The organism is Nitratireductor thuwali (assembly GCF_036621415.1).
Lineage (GTDB): Bacteria > Pseudomonadota > Alphaproteobacteria > Rhizobiales > Rhizobiaceae > Chelativorans > Chelativorans thuwali.
In genome coordinates this window covers 3,683,186-3,701,804 of record NZ_CP030941.1, presented here as the reverse complement: position 1 = coordinate 3,701,804, position 18,619 = coordinate 3,683,186, and the positions used below count along the sequence as shown (strand labels likewise).

Here is an 18,619-nt window from a genome sequence, read left to right as displayed (position 1 = left end):
GAATCCCGTTTCATTTTTTCGTACATCAGATATATTACTAAAAACGCTGTTATATAAATAATTTTGCATTCACTTTAATAACATTATGGGATTTTTCACATGAAAAACTCGATGAATACCAATATTTCATACCCGTATCTTGCGTTTGTCGCTCTATTTTCCACGCTTTCGGTCTTAAACAATACCTCCGCTCTGGCGCAAAGCAGGGACGAAATACGCTTCGGAGTGGAAGCGGAGGTTCCCCCTTTTGAAAGCCGTAATGCGGATGGAGAGCTTGTGGGGCTGAATATTGAGCTCGGCAACGCGCTCTGCGAAGAGATGCGGGTCCGCTGCACCTGGGTCGACCAGCCTTACGCAACCAACATCGCAGCGCTCCAGGAAGGCCGTTTCGATGTCATCATGCCCATGACGCCGACGGATGCCCGCAGGCAGATCATAGACTTCACCGACGTCATGTACGAACTGTCGAGCCGCCTTGTGGCACGTAAAGGATCTAACCTTTCGCCCACCGCAGCGTCTCTCAAGGGAAAACGTATTGGCGTGCTCAGCGGGACCAGCCGTGCGGCCTTCGCCAAGGCCAAGTGGGAAAGCGAAGGCGTCGAGATCGTAAGCTTTGGCCTGAACGCCGAGTTGATCGAGAGCCTGCTTGCCGGGGACATCGACGCGACGTTGCAGGACACGATCGAGATATCGGGAGCTTTGCTCGACAAGCCCGAGGGAAGCGACTTCGACTTCACCGGTGAAGTCGTGGCCGATCCGGCGCTTGGAAGCGGCATCGCAATGGCGATCCGGCAAGACGAGCCGGAACTCAAGGCGATGCTGAACCGGGCGCTGGCCGCCATCAAAGCAAACGGCAAACACGAGGCGATCGTTTCCCGCTACCTGACCTCGGATCCTTCGCCTGCCGGAGAGGCAGGGTCGGACCGGGCATCGCTGGAATATATCGGCAACGGCGGCAACCTGCCCTTCTCGCAAGCGGTGCGCGTTGGCAACATGCTGTATCTCTCCGGCGTTCTCGGCGATGACGCCAACGGTGTCTTCCCCGAGACCACTGCCGGCCAGACCGCTGCGATCATGGACAATATCGGCGCAACGCTCGAACGGAACGGCTCGTCGCTCGATGAGGTCGTGCGCTGTAATGTAATCCTCGCCGACATCGCGGATTTCCAGGAAATGAATCGTGTCTATGCCGGCTATTTCCCTGAAGGCCGCTTCCCTGCGCGCACCACGTTCGAAGCATCGAACCTGGTCGCGGGCGGCAAGATCGAGATCGAGTGTACCGCCTATGTCCGGTAGCGGCCACACTCAGCCTTGATCGGGCAGATGCCATCGGGCCGCCTCGTGCGCCGTGCGTCTTTCGAGGCGCGCGGCGCTAGCGCAGATCATCGTTGAGAAACGATGATCTGCGCTATCTGTTTGTTTTTACCACATTTATGCGACGTCAGGTGATTCCACCTGACTGCAAAATGCTCTAGAATTTGCCCGTGCGCGGAAAGCCCTTGGGCGCCATGCGGCCGGCGGCGGCGCGGTTGCCCATCCATTCGGCCAGTTCCTCGCGCGATTTCACGAAGGAGCGGTCGGCCGAATCGCGCCAGCTGAGCCCCTCGGCGATCGCGAATGTCTTGAGGTCGGAGATGCCGCCATCCTTGTAGCGTTGCAGGCGCACGCCCTTGCCGCGCGCCATCTCCGGCACCTCGGAAAGCGGGAAGACGAGCAGCTTGCGGTTCTCGCCGATGATGGCAACGTGATCGCCGGAGACCGTGACGCACATCTTCGTCTCGTCCGGCGCCTTCACATTCATCACCTGCTTGCCCTTGCGGGTGTTGGCGATGATGTCCTTTTCGGCGACAACGAAGCCGTTGCCGGCGTGGGAAGCCAGAAGAAGCCTGCGCTCCGGGTCATGCGCAAAGGCCGTGACGATCGCCTGGTCGTTCTCCATATCGACCATGATGCGCACCGGCTCTCCGTGGCCGCGCCCGCCGGGCAGGCGGTCGGCGCCGATCGTGTAGACCTTGCCGCCCGTGGTGAGCAGCAGGATCTTGTCGGTCGTCTGGGCATGGAAGGCGAGCTTGAGGCTGTCGCCTTCCTTGAAAGTCAGCGTGGAGTAGTCGGACAGGTGCCCTTTCATGGCGCGCAGCCAGCCCTTTTCGGAGAGCACCACGGTTATCGGCTCGCGCTCGATCAGCGCCTCATGAACATCCTCCAGATCGTGATCGGGCGCGTCCGCGAAGGTGGTGCGGCGCGCCCCGAGCTCCGGGTTCTTTTCCGGGTCGTAAGTCTGGCGGACCTTGGAAACTTCCCAGCGCACCGTCTTCCACTGCTTGGCCTCGGAGGCGAGCAGCCCCTCGATCTGTGTTTTTTCCTCGGACAGCTTGTCGAACTCCTTGCGGATTTCGAACTCTTCCAGCTTGCGCAGGGCGCGCAGCCGCATGTTGAGGATGGCTTCGGCCTGGTTGTCGGTCAGCTCGAAGCGGGCGATCATCTCCTTCTTCGGTTCATCCTCCTCGCGAATGATCCGGATGACCTCGTCGATATTGAGATAGGCGACAAGGTAGCCGGCCAGGATCTCCAGCCGCTTCTCGATCTCTGAAAGGCGATGGCGCGAGCGGCGCAGAAGCACCTCGCGGCGATGGTCGAGCCATTCGCGCAATACCTGCTTCAGCGACAGCACGCCCGGCACCTTGCCGCGCGACAGGACGTTCATGTTGAGCGGGAAGCGGGTTTCCAGGTCGGTAAGCTTGAATACCGATTCCATCAGCAATTCCGGCGTCACCGTCCGGCTCCTGGGCACCAGCACGACGCGAATGTCCTCCGCGCTCTCGTCGCGGACGTCTTCCAGGAGGGGCAGACGGCGGGAAATGATGAGCTCGGCGATCTTCTCGATCAGCCGCGACTTCTGGATGCCGTAGGGGATTTCGGTGACCACGGCGGTCCACATGCCGCGGCCCTGGTCCTCCTTTTCCCAGCGCGCGCGCAGCCGGAAGCCACCGCGGCCGGTCCTGTAGGCCTCGCGGATCGAAGCCTGGTCCTCGACGATGAGGCCGCCGGTCGGAAAGTCCGGCCCTTTCACGAAGTCGAGCAGGCGTTCGTCGGCAACAGCCGGATCGTCGATGATGGCAAGGGCTGCGTCGCAGATTTCGGCGGCGTTGTGGGGCGGGATCGAGGTCGCCATGCCGACGGCGATGCCGCTCGACCCATTGGCGAGGAGATTGGGGAATGCGCCGGGAAGGACCGTGGGCTCCTCGTCCTCCTCGTTATAGGTCTTGCGGAAGTCGACCGCGTCTTCCGTAATGCCCTCCAAAAGCGACGTGGCGGCCTCCGTCATGCGCGCCTCGGTGTAGCGCATGGCAGCCGCGTTATCGCCGTCGATATTGCCGAAATTTCCCTGACCGTCGACCAGCGGGTAGCGCATGGCGAAAGACTGGGCAAGGCGCACGAGCGCGTCGTAGATCGACTGGTCGCCGTGGGGATGGAATTTGCCCATCACGTCGCCGACGATGCTCGCGCATTTGGCGAAACGCTGCCCCGGCTCCAGGCGGGCCAGGCGCATGGCATGGACGATGCGGCGGTGGACAGGTTTCATCCCATCGCGCACATCGGGCAGCGCCCGGTGCATGATGGTCGACAGCGCATAGGCCAGGTAGCGCTCCTCGAGCGCCTTCTTCAGGTCGATCGGCTCGGCCGATGCACGGCCGTCACCGCCGGTTGGAAGCAGATCTTTTCCCATGGCTTTCGGTTAGACCAGTGAGTGATTCGCGGCAAGGGCCGGAGGCAAGGGAGTAGCAGGGGAACAGGGCAGCAAGGCCGTAGGGAAATTTTTCACCACGCCTTGCTGCCTGCTGGCCCTCATCGCGTCACCTGCTCCAGAAAGCGCTCGATGGCCAAAGTCGCGGGATCCCCCGGCTGGCCGAGCTTTCTGGCGATGGAGCCGTGGGTGTAGCGCCTGCCGTCGAAGACGGCGACCCGCGCGCCACGGGCACGCAGGAGATTTGCGTAGCCGTTGGTGAGCGCGCGGCGGCGCTCGCCGTTCGAGCCTGAATGCAGGAAGAGATGAGGCGGAAAGCCGCTGCCGCGCCGGGCATAGGTGACCGGCGACCAGCGCACCCAGTCGTCGGGATTGGAGCCGAAGGCGTTGATATAGGGGTAGCCGAGCGAGCCGCGCATGCCGGCATAGGCCACCATGTCGTAGGCCTGCACGTCATTGGGAATGACACCGCGCACATTGCCCACCATGCCGCGCGCCGCCGCCAGCGCCACCAGATGCGCACCGGCCGAGTGCCCCATGAGCACGATCCGCGAAGGATCGCCGCCATAGTTCCGGATATTGGTGCGCACCCAGGCAACGGCCCGGGCAAGATCATTCGCCTGCCCGTCTATCGTGGTGGCCGGCACCTTGCGATAATCTATGGAAACAAGGAGATAGCCTTTGCTGTTCAGCCATTCGGGCAGCGAGTAGACCTTCTTGCGGCTGCCCTTCACCCAGCCTCCTCCATGGGCGTAGATGACGACCGGCTTCGGCCTGCTGCCGACGAAGGCGAAGAGGTTGAGGCCGGCCGAGGCGCGCGTCACCCCTTCGCCGGGCTGATGGATATCCAGCGCCAGCCCGCCGCCGTAGCTCAAGCCGTCGTGCAATGCACCGGCCCTGGCCGGTCCACCCGTCATCGCCACGGCCGCCGTCAGCAGCGTCAGCAGGCATAGCGTGAAGAGGCGGTATGGTCTCGCGGACACGGCGAAATGCATAGGTTTGATCGTTCCGTTCATCATGAATTGCGCAGTTAAATTGACACAGCCATATGCGCCCGTCATCTTGCCGACCGATAATATTGCCAGTTCAGCAAGATTAACCGTAACAGTTACGCGTGGAGCACACCCGATGGCCAGACCTTCTCTCCTGACGAAGCGCCTTGTGGGCGTCAGCCTTTTTCTTGGCGCGATGTCCCAGGCGGCCTTCGCCTTCGAAGCTGAAGATGTTGCATCCGCCCTCAAGGCCCAGCTCGACCGTCAACAGGTGGAACTGGAATGGGAAGCGGTGCGGCAGGAGGGAAGCACGGTTGTGCTTGATGGTGCAACCGCCGCAAGCACGGATGCCGAGATCGAGGGAGCGCTCCCGCTCGGCGAAATCCGCCTTGAGGATGTCAGCGAAACCGACACCGGCTACCGTGTCGAAAACCTGGACATTGCGTCGCTTTCGCATGAGGCAGACGATGTGAAGGTCTCGCTGAGCGGCCTTTCCATCAGCGGCCTCGTGCTGACGAAGGACGCTGCCGCCGACCCTTATGGCGGCGCGCTGCGTTATGAGCGGTTCGAGGTCGACCATGTGGAGGCGCGCGACGAGGACGATGTCCTGCTCGGTTCCATCGAAGACCTGCGCGCGGACATGTCGATCTCAGGCGAGGACCAGGCCATGGAGATCGAGGGTCACCCGGCACGGTTCACCGTAAATACGGCGTCGCTGTCCAAAGGCGAGAACCCGCGCAAGACCATTGAGGAACTGGGCTATGAGGAACTGACGGGTTCGCTCGAATTTTCCGGCCGCTGGCGGCCGTCGGACGGACAGGTCCGTCTCGACCGCTACGCCCTGACCCTTGACGACGGCGGCACGCTCGTCCTCACCGGCGAAATCTCGGGCTATACGCCCACCTTCATCAGGTCGGTGAGCGAAATGACCGAGAACATGAAGGCGTCGGAAGGGTCCAGCCAGGGCATGGCCATGCTGGGCATGATGCAGCAGATCTCCTTCCACGGCCTCTCGGTGCGGTTCGACGACGATTCGCTCAGCGAGAAGGTGGTCGATCTGGTCGCCTCGAAGCAGGGCGGGAAGCGGGAAGATGTGATTGCGCAGGCCGGGGCGATCATCCCGATGCAGCTTTCGCCCTTTCTGGGGACCGAACTTGCCAATGAGGTGGCGCAGGCGGTGACGACGTTCCTCAAGGCGCCCGACAACATCGAAATCAGCGCCCAGCCGTCCACGCCCGTGCCATTCGCCATGCTCATGGGGGCGGCAATGGGCGCGCCGGAAATGCTGGCCAAGCAGATCGGCCTCACGGTGAAGGCGAACCAGTAGGCCTTCTGCCCCTGGAACATAAAAGCTTGGTCACCTCCCGTTCCGGCGAAACGGCGAGGTGATCTAGGGTCAGGACCCTAGGCCTGCGGCCTTCGTTCCCTCAGCCACACCTCGATGCAGGCCGCTACGATCAGGCCCGCGCCCTGCAACATATCCCGGCGGCAAAGGCCATTGGCTGGCCCCTCGCCTTCGGAGCGCAACGGCGGCACATGAATGAAGCCGGACATGGCCGGCGCGAATCGCGGCCATTGCGGACTGCGCGACAGGTAGAAGAGATAGTTGCACAGATAGCCGCCGGCGTCGTCGGACCACGAGACCGGCAGGCCATGCGCCTTCAGCGCCGCCTCGATGTGGGCGAGCGGCAGGGTCGAGGGCAGCACGGCCTCGCCATCGCAGATGCGGTCGCTGGCGGCGAGCTCGCCGGCACTGTCGGCCCTGCCCCGCCTGATCTCATTGCGGGCGATGCGTTCCAGCGTAAAGCCCTGCGCCATGGCGCTCAGGCCGAAATGGATTGCGATGTCGGGGGAGTGACTCTCGCCCAGCTTCTCGGCGTTTTGGGCGACCGTGGCATATTCCACCGCAAGCACTGCGGCGCGCAGTTCGGCATCGGACCATGGTTGCCCGCCCAAGGCCTCCACGAGCCATTCGGTCGGGTTGACCGGTGCGCCGGGAAACGGGCCAAAGCCTGTAACCAGTACGCGCGGACGGACCGGCTCGCATGGTTGCGCGCCGGCCGCCACCGCGTCAGTCCTTCTTGACCGGAGCCAGTCGCAGGTGCAGGTCGCGAAGCTGCTGTGGGGTGGCCTCCGAGGGGGCGCCCATGAGCAGGTCCTGAGCCTGCTGGTTCATCGGGAACATCGTGACCTCCCGCAGATTCTTGGCGCCGACCAGAAGCATGACGATGCGGTCGATGCCGGCGGCCATGCCGCCATGGGGCGGCGCGCCATACTGGAAGGCCCGGTAGAGCCCGCCGAAGCGCTCTTCCACCGTCGCCTGGTCGAAGCCGGCGATCCCGAACGCCTTGACCATGACTTCCGGCAGATGGTTGCGAATGCCGCCCGAGGCAATCTCGAAGCCGTTGCAGACCATGTCGTACTGGAACGCCTTGATCGAAAGCGGCTCCTCGTTTTCCAGCGCCTCCAGTCCGCCCTGGGGCATGGTGAAGGGGTTGTGCCCGAAATCGATCCGCTTCTCGTCCTCGTTCCACTCGAAGAAGGGGAAGTCGACGATCCAGCAAAGCTCGAAGCGGTCGCGGTCGACGAGGTTCAGTTCTTCGCCCGCGCGTGTGCGGGCGGCGCCGGCGAAGGCAACGAATTTCTTCGGATCGCCGGCAACGAAGAAGCAGGCATCGCCATCTTCCAGGCCGAGCTGGGTGCGGATCGCCTCGGTGCGTTCGGGCCCGATGTTCTTGGCGAGCGGGCCGGCGCCTTCCAGACCCTCGCCTTCCTTGCGCCAGAAAATATAGCCCAGCCCCGGCTGGCCTTCGCCCTGCGCCCACGAGTTCATGCGGTCGCAGAAAGCGCGGGAGCCGCCGGTCCTGGCCGGAATCGCCCAGACTTCGGCCTTGGGATCGTTGGCGAGGATGTTGGCGAACACCTTGAAGCCCGAACCACGAAAATGATCCGACACGTCCTGCATCTCGATGGGGTTGCGCAGGTCGGGCTTGTCGGAGCCGTATTTGCGCATGGCCTCGTCATAGGAGATGCGGCGGAAGGTTTCGGTGACGGGCTTGTCGCCGGCAAAAGCCTTGAAGATGTCGCGGATGACCGGCTCCATGGTCTGGAACACGTCTTCCTGCTCGACAAAGCTCATTTCCAGGTCGAGCTGGTAGAACTCGCCCGGCAGGCGGTCGGCGCGCGGGTCCTCGTCGCGGAAACAGGGCGCGATCTGGAAATAGCGGTCGAAGCCCGAGACCATGATGAGCTGCTTGTAGATCTGCGGCGCCTGCGGCAGCGCGTAGAACTTGCCCTCGTGCAGCCGCGAGGGCACCAGGAAGTCGCGCGCGCCCTCGGGCGAAGAGGCCGTCAGGATCGGCGTGGAATATTCGGTGAAGCCGGCGCCGGCCATCTGCTGACGCATCTCGGCGATGATCTTCGTTCGTGCGACGATGTTCCTGTGCAGCGTTTCGCGGCGCAGGTCGAGGAAGCGGTATTTGAGGCGGATGTCCTCGGGATATTCCGGCTCGCCGAACACGGGAAGCGGCAGTTCCTTCGCCTGGCTGAGGACCTCGATCTCGCGCGCGAAAACCTCGATGCCGCCGGTAGGCAGGTTCGGGTTGACGGTCTCTTCCGTGCGCGCCTTCACCTCGCCGTCGACCCGGATGACCCATTCGCCGCGCACGCGTTCGGCCGTGCCGAAGGATGGGGAATCGGGGTCCGCGACGATCTGCGTCAGGCCGTAATGGTCGCGCAGATCGATGAAAAGCAGCCCGCCATGGTCGCGCACGCGGTGGACCCAGCCGGAGAGACGGACGGCCTTGCCGACGTCGGATTTTCTGAGTTCGGCGCAGGAATGGCTGCGATAGCGGTGCATGGTCGTGTCGTCCGTGTGTTGGAATATGCGCTGGGCCGTCGAGGGTCGACCCTTCGAAGTCGGCGCGAAAAGCGCATGAGAGGTGCGATTTGTCAAGGCATGCGGGGACCGCGCGGACGGCAGAAACGGCCTGCGCCCCCTCTACGGATCGGGCGATAGGATATGAATAGAAATCTTCACATTTCTGCCATCTGCGCATAAACAGGTTTCATGGAACTGATCAAAACAAGACATGAGCTCGAGCAGGCCGTCTCCGAGCTCGAAAAATCCGATTTCGTCACGATCGATACCGAATTCATTCGTGAGACGACGTTCTGGCCCGAATTGTGCCTCATCCAGATGGCGGCGCCGGGCGTGACCGCGCTGGTCGACCCGCTCGCGCCGGACATGGACCTGAAGCCGTTTTTCGACCTGATGGCGAACGAGGCGGTGACGAAGGTGTTTCACGCCGCGCGGCAGGACATCGAGATCATCTTCAATCTCGGAGGGCTCATTCCGCATCCCATCTTCGACACCCAGGTGGCGGCCATGGTCTGCGGTTTCGGCGACAGCATCTCCTACGACCAGCTCGTGGGACGCATCACGGGCGACCGGATCGACAAGACCTCGCGCTTCACCGATTGGCGGCACAGGCCGCTCTCCGACAAGCAGCTCGACTATGCGCTGGCGGACGTGACCCATCTCATCCCCGTCTACCTGCATCTCAAGCAGCAGCTCGACCGGGAGAACCGGGCGCACTGGCTGAAGGAGGAAATGGATGTTCTGACGGCGCGCGAGACCTATGATCCGCATCCCGAAGACGCCTGGAAGCGGTTGAAGCTGCGGGTGCGCAAGCCGATCGAGCTGGCGGTCATGCAACGTGTCGCAACGTGGCGCGAGATGGAAGCGCGCGAGCGCAACGTGCCGCGCGGCCGCGTCATCAAGGACGACGCCATCTATGAGGTCGCCCAGCAGCAGCCCAAGGATGTGCAGGCTCTGGGAAGGCTGCGCTCGATCCCCAGGGGTTGGGAGCGCTCGGGCGCGGCGGCAGGACTTCTGGAGGCCGTGAACGCCGCCCTTGCCTTGCCGAGGGAAGAGCTGCCGAAGCTGCCGAAGCCTGTCCATGCGCCTGAAGGCGCGGCGGCCGCGGCGGAGCTCATCAAAGTCCTGTTGAAGCTCGTCGCCGAGCGGGAGGGGGTCGCCCCCAAGATGCTCGCCTCCAGCGACGATATCGAGCGGATCGCGGCGGAAGGCGAGAAGGCCGATGTTCCAGCGCTATCCGGCTGGAGGCGCGAGGTCTTCGGCGGAGAGGCCCTGAAGCTGATGCGCGGCGAGACGGCGCTGCGCTTCAACAACCGCCGCATCGAGACCTTTTCACCCGATACGGGGCTGGTCAGCGCCGCCGAATAGAGCATTGCGGCATTCCGTGCGCCGTTCCTTCGGGTTCAAGCTTCGGCGACACCGAGCGTCAGGTCGAGCCCGGTGACCTTCGCAAGATGCGCCATCCGGCCATGCGGACGCTCGCCCATCAGCGCGGCGTGCGAGCGCGGTACCAGAAGGGCCAGCGTCCCGTTTTCGCGCTTTACCCATTTCAGTTGCGGGATGATGCCGGGCATCGACGCGGACAACAGGTAGACGACGCGCATCAGGCCACCAAGAAGCCGGGCGCGCTCGACATAGACGGGAGTCGCGAGCCGGCGCATCTCCGGCGACAAGCCGTCATTGAACAGGCCCTCATGGCGGAACAGGTTGGTGAGCGCGATGAAGGCGCGGCCGGGATGGTCGATGCCACTGAAGGAGCCATGGGCAATGATGTTGAGCGACTGGGTGCCGCGGTATTCGGGATGGGCGCGCCAGCCGATGTCGGCCATGAGACAGGCGGCCCGGCGATAGCGCGCCTCGTTCTCCGTCTCTTGGATGCCCAGCGCCTGAAAAGCCTCGGTCGACCAGTCTGCCAGCTCGCGGGCATGGGTGACCGAACGCGATCTTAAAAGGGCCAGTTCTTCAGCCGCCGAAATCAGCGGATCCGTTTCACGCACCGGCTCTTCAAGCAGCGAATAAAGATAACCCTCGCGTACGCCATTGGCGGAGATCACGATTTTGGAGGGCTTGGCGGCGCGGATGACCTCCAACAGGACCGCAGCGCCATAGGGCAGCAGGGCGCGGCGGTTCTTCGATATCCGGTCTATCCCCTTCATCTTGTCGATGCTGCCGCTGGCCACACGCTTGAGGAAGGCCGCGTGCCGGACAGGGTCCATCTCGTAATAGTGCATGACCTCAAGCGGATAGCCGGTCACGTTCATGTGGAGCCGCGCCAGGTTGCGCCAAGTGCCGCCGACGCAATAGAACGCCCTGCCTGCGCCCTGGCCCAGCCAGTTCGCGCGGGCGATCTCGCTTCGGGCAATCCGGGTCGCAGCCGCGACGGAACTCTCCGACATCTCACGCAGGCGCAAGCCGCCCAAGGGCAGCGTTATGCCCTCGCCCATGTCGCGATCCCGGACATCGACCAATTCGAGGCTGCCGCCGCCTAGATCGCCGACAATGCCGTCAGGCTTATGAAAGCCGGACATGATGCCGAAGGCCGAATACTGCGCCTCCTCGCGACCGGAAAGGACGCGGATTCTCGTTCCCAGTATCTCTTCGGCCCTCGCTATGAAATCGGGACCGTTCGTCGCCTCCCGTGCGGCAGCCGTCGCCAGCACATGGAGCGACTGGGCGCCGGCCTGCTCCGATAGCGCCCGAAAGCGCCGGAACTCTTCGACGGCCCGGCTCACGCCGTCGGGATCGAGTTCGCCCGTCGTGACGAGCGACTTGCCCAACCCTGCAAGCATCTTCTCATTGAAAAGCACGGTCGGAGACCGTGCGATGCCTTCATAGATCACCAGACGGATCGAGTTGGATCCGATGTCGATGATCGAGATCGGCCGGCGATCCTGCAACCGGCCTTGCGATGCCTTTATGCCCACGCGCCGTCAGCCGCCAGCTTGGGCCTTCTTGCGGCGCTTGAAGGCCGCAATCCGCTTCGGCGCATGGGATTTAAGTGCATCGCCTCGGCCCGAAAGGCTGGGATTGGTCATGAAGTATTCCTGGGCGTTGAAGGTTTCTTCTCCATCCTCGGGCACAATGCGCCTCGAGGTACCGTCTGGCAATACTTCGAAACTTTGCTGGTTGTCCATGATGTTGCCCAGCATGATCTGGCCCAGCACCTGTTCATGCACAGTCGGATTGGTGATCGGCACCATGGCCTCGACACGCCGGTCGAGATTGCGGGGCATCAGGTCGGCGGACGAGATGTAGACGACGGCCTCGTCGGAGGGCAGCCCGTGACCATTGCCGAAACAATAGATGCGGCTGTGCTCAAGGAAGCGGCCGACGATGGACTTGACCCTTATGTTCTCCGACAGGCCGGGCACTTGCGGCCGCAGGCAGCAAATGCCGCGCACGACCAGATCTATCTCAACGCCGGCGCGACCTGCTTCGTACAAAGCATCGATAATTGCGGGGTCGACGAGCGAATTCATCTTCATCCATATTTGCCCGGGACGACCGCCCTTGGCATGTTCCACCTCCGCCGCGATGTGCCTCAGGATGCGGTCACGCAGCGTGAAGGGAGACACGGCGAGCTTCATATCCACGTCCGGCTCGGCATAGCCGGTGATGAAATTGAAGACCTTGGCCACGTCGTGGGCGATGATCGGATCGTCGGTGAAATAGGACAGATCGGTATAGATGCGGGCGGTGATCGGATGGTAGTTGCCGGTACCCAGGTGGCAGTAGGTGCGCAGCCTCCCCTCCTCGCGGCGCACGACCAGCGACATCTTGGCGTGGGTCTTCAATTCGATGAAGCCGAACACGACCTGCACGCCCGCCCGCTCAAGGTCTCGTGCCCAGCGGATATTGGCTTCCTCGTCGAAGCGGGCCTTGAGCTCCACGAGGGCCGTCACCGACTTGCCGGCCTCCGAAGCCTCGATCAGCGCGCGCACGATGGGGCTGTCGTTGGAGGTACGGTAAAGGGTCTGCTTGATCGCCACGACATCGGGATCCTGGGAGGCCTGGCGCAGAAACTGCACCACGACATCGAAGGATTCGTACGGGTGATGGACCACCAGGTCCTTCTCGCGTATCGCGGCGAAGCAGTCGCCACTATGCTCGCGGATGCGCTCGGGAAAGCGCGGATTATAGGGCGCGAACTTCAGCTCCTCGCGCGGGATCTTGACGATCTCCGATATCTGGTTGATCGCCAGCGGCCCTTCCAGGACGCTGATGCGGGTCGGCGGCACGCCGAGCTCCGTCGCCACGAAGGCGCGCAGGGACTCCGGCATCGAGCGTTCGAACTCGATGCGGATCACCGACCCGCGGCGGCGGCGTTTCAGCGCGCTTTCGAACAGGCGGACCAGATCCTCGGCCTCTTCCTCCACCTCGATATCGCTGTCGCGGATGATGCGGAAGGTGCCGGACCCGTTGACGCGGTAGCCAGGAAAGAGCTTTCCGATAAAAAGCTCCACCACATCCTCGAGCGTGACGAGGCGGCAGGCACTGCCGCGCCGGGGCAGCTCTATGAAGCGCTGCAGGGCAACCGGCAGGCGCAGCAGAGCCGTCATCGCCTCGCCGTCCGTCAGGTTCTGGAGATCGAGCGCGATAGAGAAGCCGAGATTCGGAATGAAGGGAAATGGATGCGCCGGGTCGATGGAGAGCGGCGTCAGCACTGGATAGATATCGTCGAGGAAATGCGCCTCGACCCACTTCTTGTCGTCCGCCGTCAGCGCCGCCGGCCGGATCAGTTCGATTTCCTCCTTTCTGAGCAGTTCCAGAAGGCGGGAGAGGCTTGCATGCTGATCGATCTGCAGACGGCTCACCTCGCGGAGAACCTGGTCGAGCTGCTCTTCCGGCGTGCGCCCGTCGGCGCTGCGTGTCGCGATATTCTCGCGCACCTGGCCGGCGAGACCGGCAACGCGGACCATGAAGAACTCGTCGAGATTGTCGGCCGAGATGGAAAGGAAGCGCACCCGCTCCAGCAGCGGATGGCTGGGGTTCTGCGATTCATCCAGAACGCGCCTGTTGAACTGAAGCCAGGAGAACTCGCGATTGACGAACCGATCGGGACCGGCGATCGCATCGGCGGCGCCCTGCTGGTCCGGAAACTCATTCTTGACTGGTTTCAACTCGTTCATCATCTGCCCGCTGTCTTACCGGATGCCCGGCCGAATGCCCGGCGGCGCACCACGTCGTACCACCCTATATTATGCAGTGGCATGGTTTTGCGACAGTTTCATATCACAGGCTTGCAAAGAAGCCGTTTATGCTACAAACGCAGCCCATCGGCCGGTCACATCCGCCTGGGGAAACAGCGGAGCGATGGCGGGCCCTGGATGCAGTTCGCGGGAGAATGATATGGCTGGCGATACGATACCGCATTTTCACAACACGGCTGGACATCGTTCGATCGAGATCGGCGTGAAGGAATTCATGTGCGTCGGCGCGGCCGCTCCCGATGACCATCCCCATGTGTTTCTGGACATGGGCGACGATGTGGAGCGCGTCTGCCCCTATTGCTCGACGCTCTACCGCTACAATCCCGAACTGAAGGCATCCGAGACCAGGCCTGAAGACTGCCGCTACACGGAAGCTGCTTAGGATCAGGACCCAGTCGCCGTGAAAAGGCATGTTGTCGTCGCGGGGGCCGGAATTGCGGGCCTGACGGCAGCGCTTGCCTTCGCCGCGCAAGGATTTAACGTTTCCGTATACGAACGTGCCGACACGCTTGAGGAAGCGGGCGCGGGCCTGCAGCTTTCCCCGAATGCGACGCGCATTCTCGACCGCCTCGGCGTCACCGCCCGGTTGGACGGCAAGGCCGTCGCTCCGCAGGCGATCCTCCTCAAGGACGCGGCGAGCCTGAGGCCGCTTGGGCGGGTTCCGCTCGGGCGAAAGGCCGAGGCGCGCTGGGGAGCGGCCTATCTGGTGGTGCACCGCGCCGACCTTCAGGGGGCGCTTGCGGAGGTTGTCGGCGAGACACCCTCCATACGCCTGGTGATGGGCGAGAGCGTCGACGACGCGGCTTTCCAGGGCGAGGCAGTCGCTGTCCGCCTTTCCTCCGGGGCTCAGATCGGCTGCGGATTGCTTGTGGCGGCCGATGGCGTGTGGTCACGGTTGCGAAGGCTGGCGAGCGACGGCCAAAGCAGGTTCAGCGGCCATGTCGCCCATCGCGCCGTGGTGCGTGCCGGCGATGTGCCGGAAGGCATCCTGAGTTCGGAAAATGACAGTGTCTGCGCGCTGCTTGCCCCCGGTTTCCATCTGGTGGCCTATCCTGTGCAAGGCGGCAGCCAGGTCAATCTCGTCGCCGTCACACGGGGGCGCGACCTCGGTCGACGCTGGACAAGCGAGGCCGACATGACCGCGCTGGTCTCAGCCATGGCTGGCGCCTCCCCTCGCTTGCGCATGCTCGTCTCAGTGGCCGCGCCCTGGAGGACGTGGCCGCTGCATACCGTCGGCAGCCTGCGGCGCTGGCACCATCCGGGCGGCATGGCGCTGATCGGCGATGCCGCCCATGCCTTGACGCCCTATGCAGCGCAGGGAGCGGCAATGGCGATCGAGGACGCGGCCCTGCTGGCCGTTCTCCACGCGCGGGGCAGAGAGCGCGCCGCAATGCTTCAACGCTTCGAGACCCTGCGCAAGCCTCGACTGAAACGCGTTGCAGCCCGCGGCCGCTTCAACCGCTTCGCCTGGCACGCAGGCGGCTTGGTGGCGCGTGCGCGAAACCTGGCGCTGCATTTCAGAAGCGAGGAACGGCTGCTGGCCGACCTCGACTGGCTCTACGGCTATGACGTGGAGGCCGCGCCCGGCGCGTGATGGCGCGGGCGCTCAGTGCAGTATCTGCGACAGGAACAGCTTGGTGCGTTCGTGCTGCGGGTTGTCGAAGAACTCCGCCGGCTCGTTCTGCTCGACGATCTGGCCCTGGTCCATGAAGATCACCCGGTTCGCCACCTGGCGCGCAAAACCCATTTCGTGGGTGACGCAGATCATGGTCATGCCTTCCTCGGCGAGGTCGACCATTGTATCCAGCACCTCCTTGATCATCTCCGGGTCGAGCGCGGAGGTCGGCTCGTCGAAGAGCATGATGCGCGGATTCATGCAGAGCGCCCGGGCAATGGCCACGCGTTGCTGCTGACCGCCGGAGAGCTGGCCGGGATATTTATTCGCCTGCTCGGGAATCTTGACCCGCTCCAGATAGCGCATCGCGATGGCCTCGGCCTCGCGCCGGGGCATCTTGCGCACCCAAATAGGGGCGAGCGTGCAGTTCTCCAGGATCGTCAGATGCGGGAAAAGGTTGAAGTGCTGGAACACCATGCCGACCTCGCGGCGCACCTCGTCGATCTTCTTCAGGTCGTTGGTGAGTTCGATGCCGTCGACGATGATCTTGCCCTTCTGGTGTTCTTCCAGCCGGTTGATGCAGCGGATCATGGTGGACTTGCCGGAGCCCGACGGACCGCAGACGACAATGCGCTCGCCGCCCATGACCTTCAGATTGATGTCCTTCAGGACATGGAACTCACCGAACCATTTATGCATGCCGATGATTTCGATGGCGACGTCTGTACCGGCGATCTGCATTTCGCCCTTCCCGGGCGCTTCCTTTTTCTCTGCCTGACTTGCCATTGTCTTCCCCTTGCCGAGCCTGCGGCCGGCTATCGTTTATGGCCGGTGTCGAGCCGGCGTTCCATGAATATCGAGTAGCGCGACATGCCGAAGCAGAACAGCCAGAAGATGAAGCCCGCGAAGACGAGGCCGGTGATCGGTGTCTGCGCCGAGGCCCAGTTGGCGTCCGCGAAATTCAGCCGGACGGCGCCCAGAAGATCGAACATGCCGATGATGTAGACCAGGCTCGTGTCCTTGAAGAGGCCGATGAAGGTGTTCACGATCCCGGGGATGACGAGCTTGATCGCCTGCGGCAGCACGATCAGATTGGTTTTCTGCCAATAGCTCAGCCCCAGCGCATCCGCACCCTCGTACTGCCCCTTGGGGATTGCCTGCAAGCCGCCGCGGATGACCTCGGCCATATAGGCGGAGGCGAACAGCGCGACGCCGATCAGCGCCCGCAGGAGCTTGTCGAAGGTGGTGCCGGGCGGCAGGAAGAGCGGCAGCATGACGCTGGCCATGAACAGAATGGTGATCAGCGGCACGCCGCGCATCGTCTCGATGAAGATGATGCAGACGAGCTTGACAACCGGCATCTGCGAACGCCTTCCCAGCGCCAGCACGATGCCGAAGGGCAGCGATACGGTGATACCGACATAGGCCAGAACCAGGGTCACCATCAGCCCGCCCCACAGCGGCGTCGGCACCGGTTGCAGGCCGAAATAGCCGCCCGACAGCAGAAAGAAGCCGACGATGGGAAAGGCCAGGAACAAAAGGATGGCGTTGAGCCCCTTGCGCGGCACCTTGGGCATGAGCATGGGTACCAGCAGCGCCACGAAGATGATGCCGGTCAGATAGACCCGCCAGCGTTCGTCCACCGGATACCGTCCCACCATGAACTGGAGGAACTTGGCGCGGACGAAGGCCCAGCAGGCGCCGGACCAGCCTTCCGGCTGCATCCCGCCCTGCACCACCGTGGCGCAGAACGTGCGGTCGGTGCCGAACCATTGTGCGTCGAAGAATGCCCAGTTCAGCACCGGCGGGACGATCGAGAAGATGATGAACAGCCCGATCAGCGTGAAGATGGTGTCGGTGATATTGGCGAACAGATTCTTGCGCAGCCACCGCACCAGGCCACGCTCGCGAAGCGGCGGCGCCTGCTCGGCGATCATTTGCGCGCGGACGAAGGAGAGATCGTGCTCCTGCATGGCTGCCCCCTATCTCTCGACCAGCGCCATGCGCGCGTTGAACCAGTTCATGAAAGCCGAAGTTGTCAGGCTGAGGCCCAGATAGACGACCAGCCAGATCGCCACGATCTCGATCGCCTGCCCCGTCTGATTGAGGGCCGTGCCGCCTGTCGCGACCAGATCCGGATAACCGATGGCTATGGCAAGCGAAGAGTTCTTGGTCAGGTTAAGATACTGGCTCGTGAGCGGCGGGATGATGATGCGCAGGGCCTGGGGTACGATGACGAGCCGCAAGGTCTGGTTTGCGCTCAGGCCGAGCGCGAGCGATGCTTCCGTCTGCCCCCGGCTGACCCCCAGCACGCCCGCCCGCACGATCTCGGCGATGAAGGCGGCGGTGTAGAAGGACAGCGCGAGATAGAGCGACAGGAACTCCGGTTTGACCTGCACGCCGCCGCGCAGGTTGAACGTGGAAAGCTCCGGATAGGAGAATTCGAGCGGCATGCCGGTCAGGAAGAAGGCAAGAAGCGGCAGGCCCACGATGAGACCCAGCCCCGTCAGGAAGACCGGGAACTGCTCTCCGGTGGCCGCCTGGCGCTTATAGGCCCAACGCCGCACGAAGAAGACGAAGATCAGCGCCAGCAGGAAAGCCAGCGCGATCAGCCAGGCTCCCTCCCCCCAGATGAACTTCGGAAAATAGAAGCCGCGCCCGTTCAGGTATGAGCCGAAGGGGAGCTCGATACTGTCGCGGGGACCCGGCAGGACCGACAGGACACCGAAATACCAGAAGAAAATGACGAGCAGCGGCGGGACGTTGCGGAAGACCTCGACATAGACGAGGCAGATGCGGTTGATCAGCCAGTTGGTGGACAGCCGCCCGACGCCGACGACAAAGCCGATTATCGTGGCCGTGGCGATGCCCAGCACAGCCACCAGAAGCGTGTTCAGCAAGCCGACCAGCAAAGCGCGGCCATAGGTCGAGTCCGAGGTGTACTCGATCATGCTCTGGCCGATGTCGAAGCCGGCGCGGCTCTGCATAAAATCGAAACCGGACGCGATGTTGGCGCGCTGCAGATTGTCTACGGTATTGCCGATGATCCAATAGACGAAGGCGAAAAGGCCGACAAAGACGAGGACCTGATACGCGATCGAGCGAAGCTTTGGATCATAAAGCAACGGTACCCGGGGAGCCTCACGGCCCTCCGCGATTGAGTCCTGGGTTGCCATA

At 63.0% G+C, this 18,619-nt stretch carries 14 protein-coding genes; 5 read left to right on the top strand and 9 right to left on the bottom strand.

The genetic code is table 11. The annotated features are described in order from the left end of the window. Nucleotides 1-99 precede the first annotated feature (99 nt). Nucleotides 100-1,296 (top strand): transporter substrate-binding domain-containing protein, encoded by a 1,197-nt coding sequence (locus tag NTH_RS17905; protein WP_338531299.1) that lies wholly within the window; start codon nt 100-102, stop codon nt 1,294-1,296. 175 nt (nt 1,297-1,471) lie between these two features. On the opposite strand, the gene parC is transcribed toward NTH_RS17905, so the two are convergent. Beyond that, on the bottom strand, nt 1,472-3,727 hold the full coding sequence (gene parC / locus NTH_RS17900; protein WP_338531298.1) for a DNA topoisomerase IV subunit A: 2,256 nt from the start codon (nt 3,725-3,727) through the stop codon (nt 1,472-1,474). Between the two features lie 119 nt (nt 3,728-3,846). After that, entirely contained in the window at nt 3,847-4,728 is an 882-nt protein-coding gene (locus tag NTH_RS17895) for an alpha/beta hydrolase (protein ID WP_338531297.1), read from the bottom strand. Between the two features lie 145 nt (nt 4,729-4,873). Here NTH_RS17895 and NTH_RS17890 point away from each other — a divergent pair, with 145 nt between their 5' ends. Then, nucleotides 4,874-6,064, top strand: coding sequence for a hypothetical protein (locus NTH_RS17890; protein ID WP_338531296.1), 1,191 nt, complete (start codon nt 4,874-4,876; stop codon nt 6,062-6,064). 77 nt (nt 6,065-6,141) lie between these two features. Here NTH_RS17890 and NTH_RS17885 read toward each other — a convergent pair whose 3' ends face one another. Next, nucleotides 6,142-6,804, bottom strand: a complete 663-nt coding sequence (locus NTH_RS17885) for a pyroglutamyl-peptidase I (RefSeq protein WP_338531295.1) — start codon at nt 6,802-6,804, stop codon at nt 6,142-6,144. Between the two features lie 4 nt (nt 6,805-6,808). Then, complete coding sequence (gene aspS / locus NTH_RS17880; RefSeq protein ID WP_338531294.1) at nt 6,809-8,596, bottom strand: aspartate--tRNA ligase; 1,788 nt, start codon at nt 8,594-8,596, stop codon at nt 6,809-6,811. A 210-nt stretch (nt 8,597-8,806) separates the two neighbouring features. Between aspS and rnd the strand changes: the two genes are divergently transcribed. Then, complete coding sequence (gene rnd, locus NTH_RS17875; protein ID WP_338531293.1) at nt 8,807-9,985, top strand: ribonuclease D; 1,179 nt, start codon at nt 8,807-8,809, stop codon at nt 9,983-9,985. A gap of 35 nt (nt 9,986-10,020) precedes the next feature. Here rnd and ppx read toward each other — a convergent pair whose 3' ends face one another. Beyond that, entirely contained in the window at nt 10,021-11,541 is a 1,521-nt protein-coding gene (gene ppx / locus NTH_RS17870) for an exopolyphosphatase (protein ID WP_338531292.1), read from the bottom strand. A 6-nt stretch (nt 11,542-11,547) separates the two neighbouring features. Next, the gene (locus NTH_RS17865) at nt 11,548-13,746 is read right to left on the bottom strand and encodes an RNA degradosome polyphosphate kinase (protein WP_338531291.1); all 2,199 of its coding nucleotides are present in this window, start codon (nt 13,744-13,746) and stop codon (nt 11,548-11,550) included. Nucleotides 13,747-13,966: 220 nt separating this feature from the next. On the opposite strand from NTH_RS17865, the gene NTH_RS17860 reads away from it, so the two are divergent. Both NTH_RS17860 and NTH_RS17855 read left to right on the top strand, forming a co-directional pair. Next, entirely contained in the window at nt 13,967-14,209 is a 243-nt protein-coding gene (locus tag NTH_RS17860) for a zinc-finger domain-containing protein (RefSeq protein ID WP_338531290.1), read from the top strand. A gap of 18 nt (nt 14,210-14,227) precedes the next feature. Next, nucleotides 14,228-15,421: an FAD-dependent monooxygenase gene (locus NTH_RS17855; protein ID WP_338531289.1), complete on the top strand. Its 1,194-nt coding sequence runs from the start codon at nt 14,228-14,230 to the stop codon at nt 15,419-15,421. 12 nt (nt 15,422-15,433) lie between these two features. On the opposite strand, the gene NTH_RS17850 is transcribed toward NTH_RS17855, so the two are convergent. The 3 genes from NTH_RS17850 to NTH_RS17840 are packed head-to-tail and all read right to left on the bottom strand — an operon-like array spanning nt 15,434 to nt 18,618. Beyond that, on the bottom strand, nt 15,434-16,228 hold the full coding sequence (locus NTH_RS17850; protein WP_338531288.1) for an amino acid ABC transporter ATP-binding protein: 795 nt from the start codon (nt 16,226-16,228) through the stop codon (nt 15,434-15,436). 29 nt (nt 16,229-16,257) lie between these two features. After that, nucleotides 16,258-17,415, bottom strand: coding sequence for an amino acid ABC transporter permease (locus NTH_RS17845; protein ID WP_338531287.1), 1,158 nt, complete (start codon nt 17,413-17,415; stop codon nt 16,258-16,260). Nucleotides 17,416-17,424: 9 nt separating this feature from the next. Beyond that, a complete protein-coding gene (locus NTH_RS17840) occupies nt 17,425-18,618 on the bottom strand; it encodes an amino acid ABC transporter permease (RefSeq protein WP_338531286.1) in 1,194 nt (397 codons plus the stop codon). Nucleotide 18,619 lies beyond the last annotated feature (1 nt).

Coding starts and splice junctions, on each gene's coding strand:
- NTH_RS17905 (WP_338531299.1), top strand. CDS start 100: ATGAAAAACTCGATGAATACCAATATTTCATACCCGTATCTTGCGTTT.
- parC (WP_338531298.1), bottom strand. CDS start 3,727: ATGGGAAAAGATCTGCTTCCAACCGGCGGTGACGGCCGTGCATCGGCC.
- NTH_RS17890 (WP_338531296.1), top strand. CDS start 4,874: ATGGCCAGACCTTCTCTCCTGACGAAGCGCCTTGTGGGCGTCAGCCTT.
- aspS (WP_338531294.1), bottom strand. CDS start 8,596: ATGCACCGCTATCGCAGCCATTCCTGCGCCGAACTCAGAAAATCCGAC.
- rnd (WP_338531293.1), top strand. CDS start 8,807: ATGGAACTGATCAAAACAAGACATGAGCTCGAGCAGGCCGTCTCCGAG.
- NTH_RS17865 (WP_338531291.1), bottom strand. CDS start 13,746: ATGAACGAGTTGAAACCAGTCAAGAATGAGTTTCCGGACCAGCAGGGC.
- NTH_RS17860 (WP_338531290.1), top strand. CDS start 13,967: ATGGCTGGCGATACGATACCGCATTTTCACAACACGGCTGGACATCGT.
- NTH_RS17850 (WP_338531288.1), bottom strand. CDS start 16,228: ATGGCAAGTCAGGCAGAGAAAAAGGAAGCGCCCGGGAAGGGCGAAATG.
- NTH_RS17845 (WP_338531287.1), bottom strand. CDS start 17,415: ATGCAGGAGCACGATCTCTCCTTCGTCCGCGCGCAAATGATCGCCGAG.
- NTH_RS17840 (WP_338531286.1), bottom strand. CDS start 18,618: ATGGCAACCCAGGACTCAATCGCGGAGGGCCGTGAGGCTCCCCGGGTA.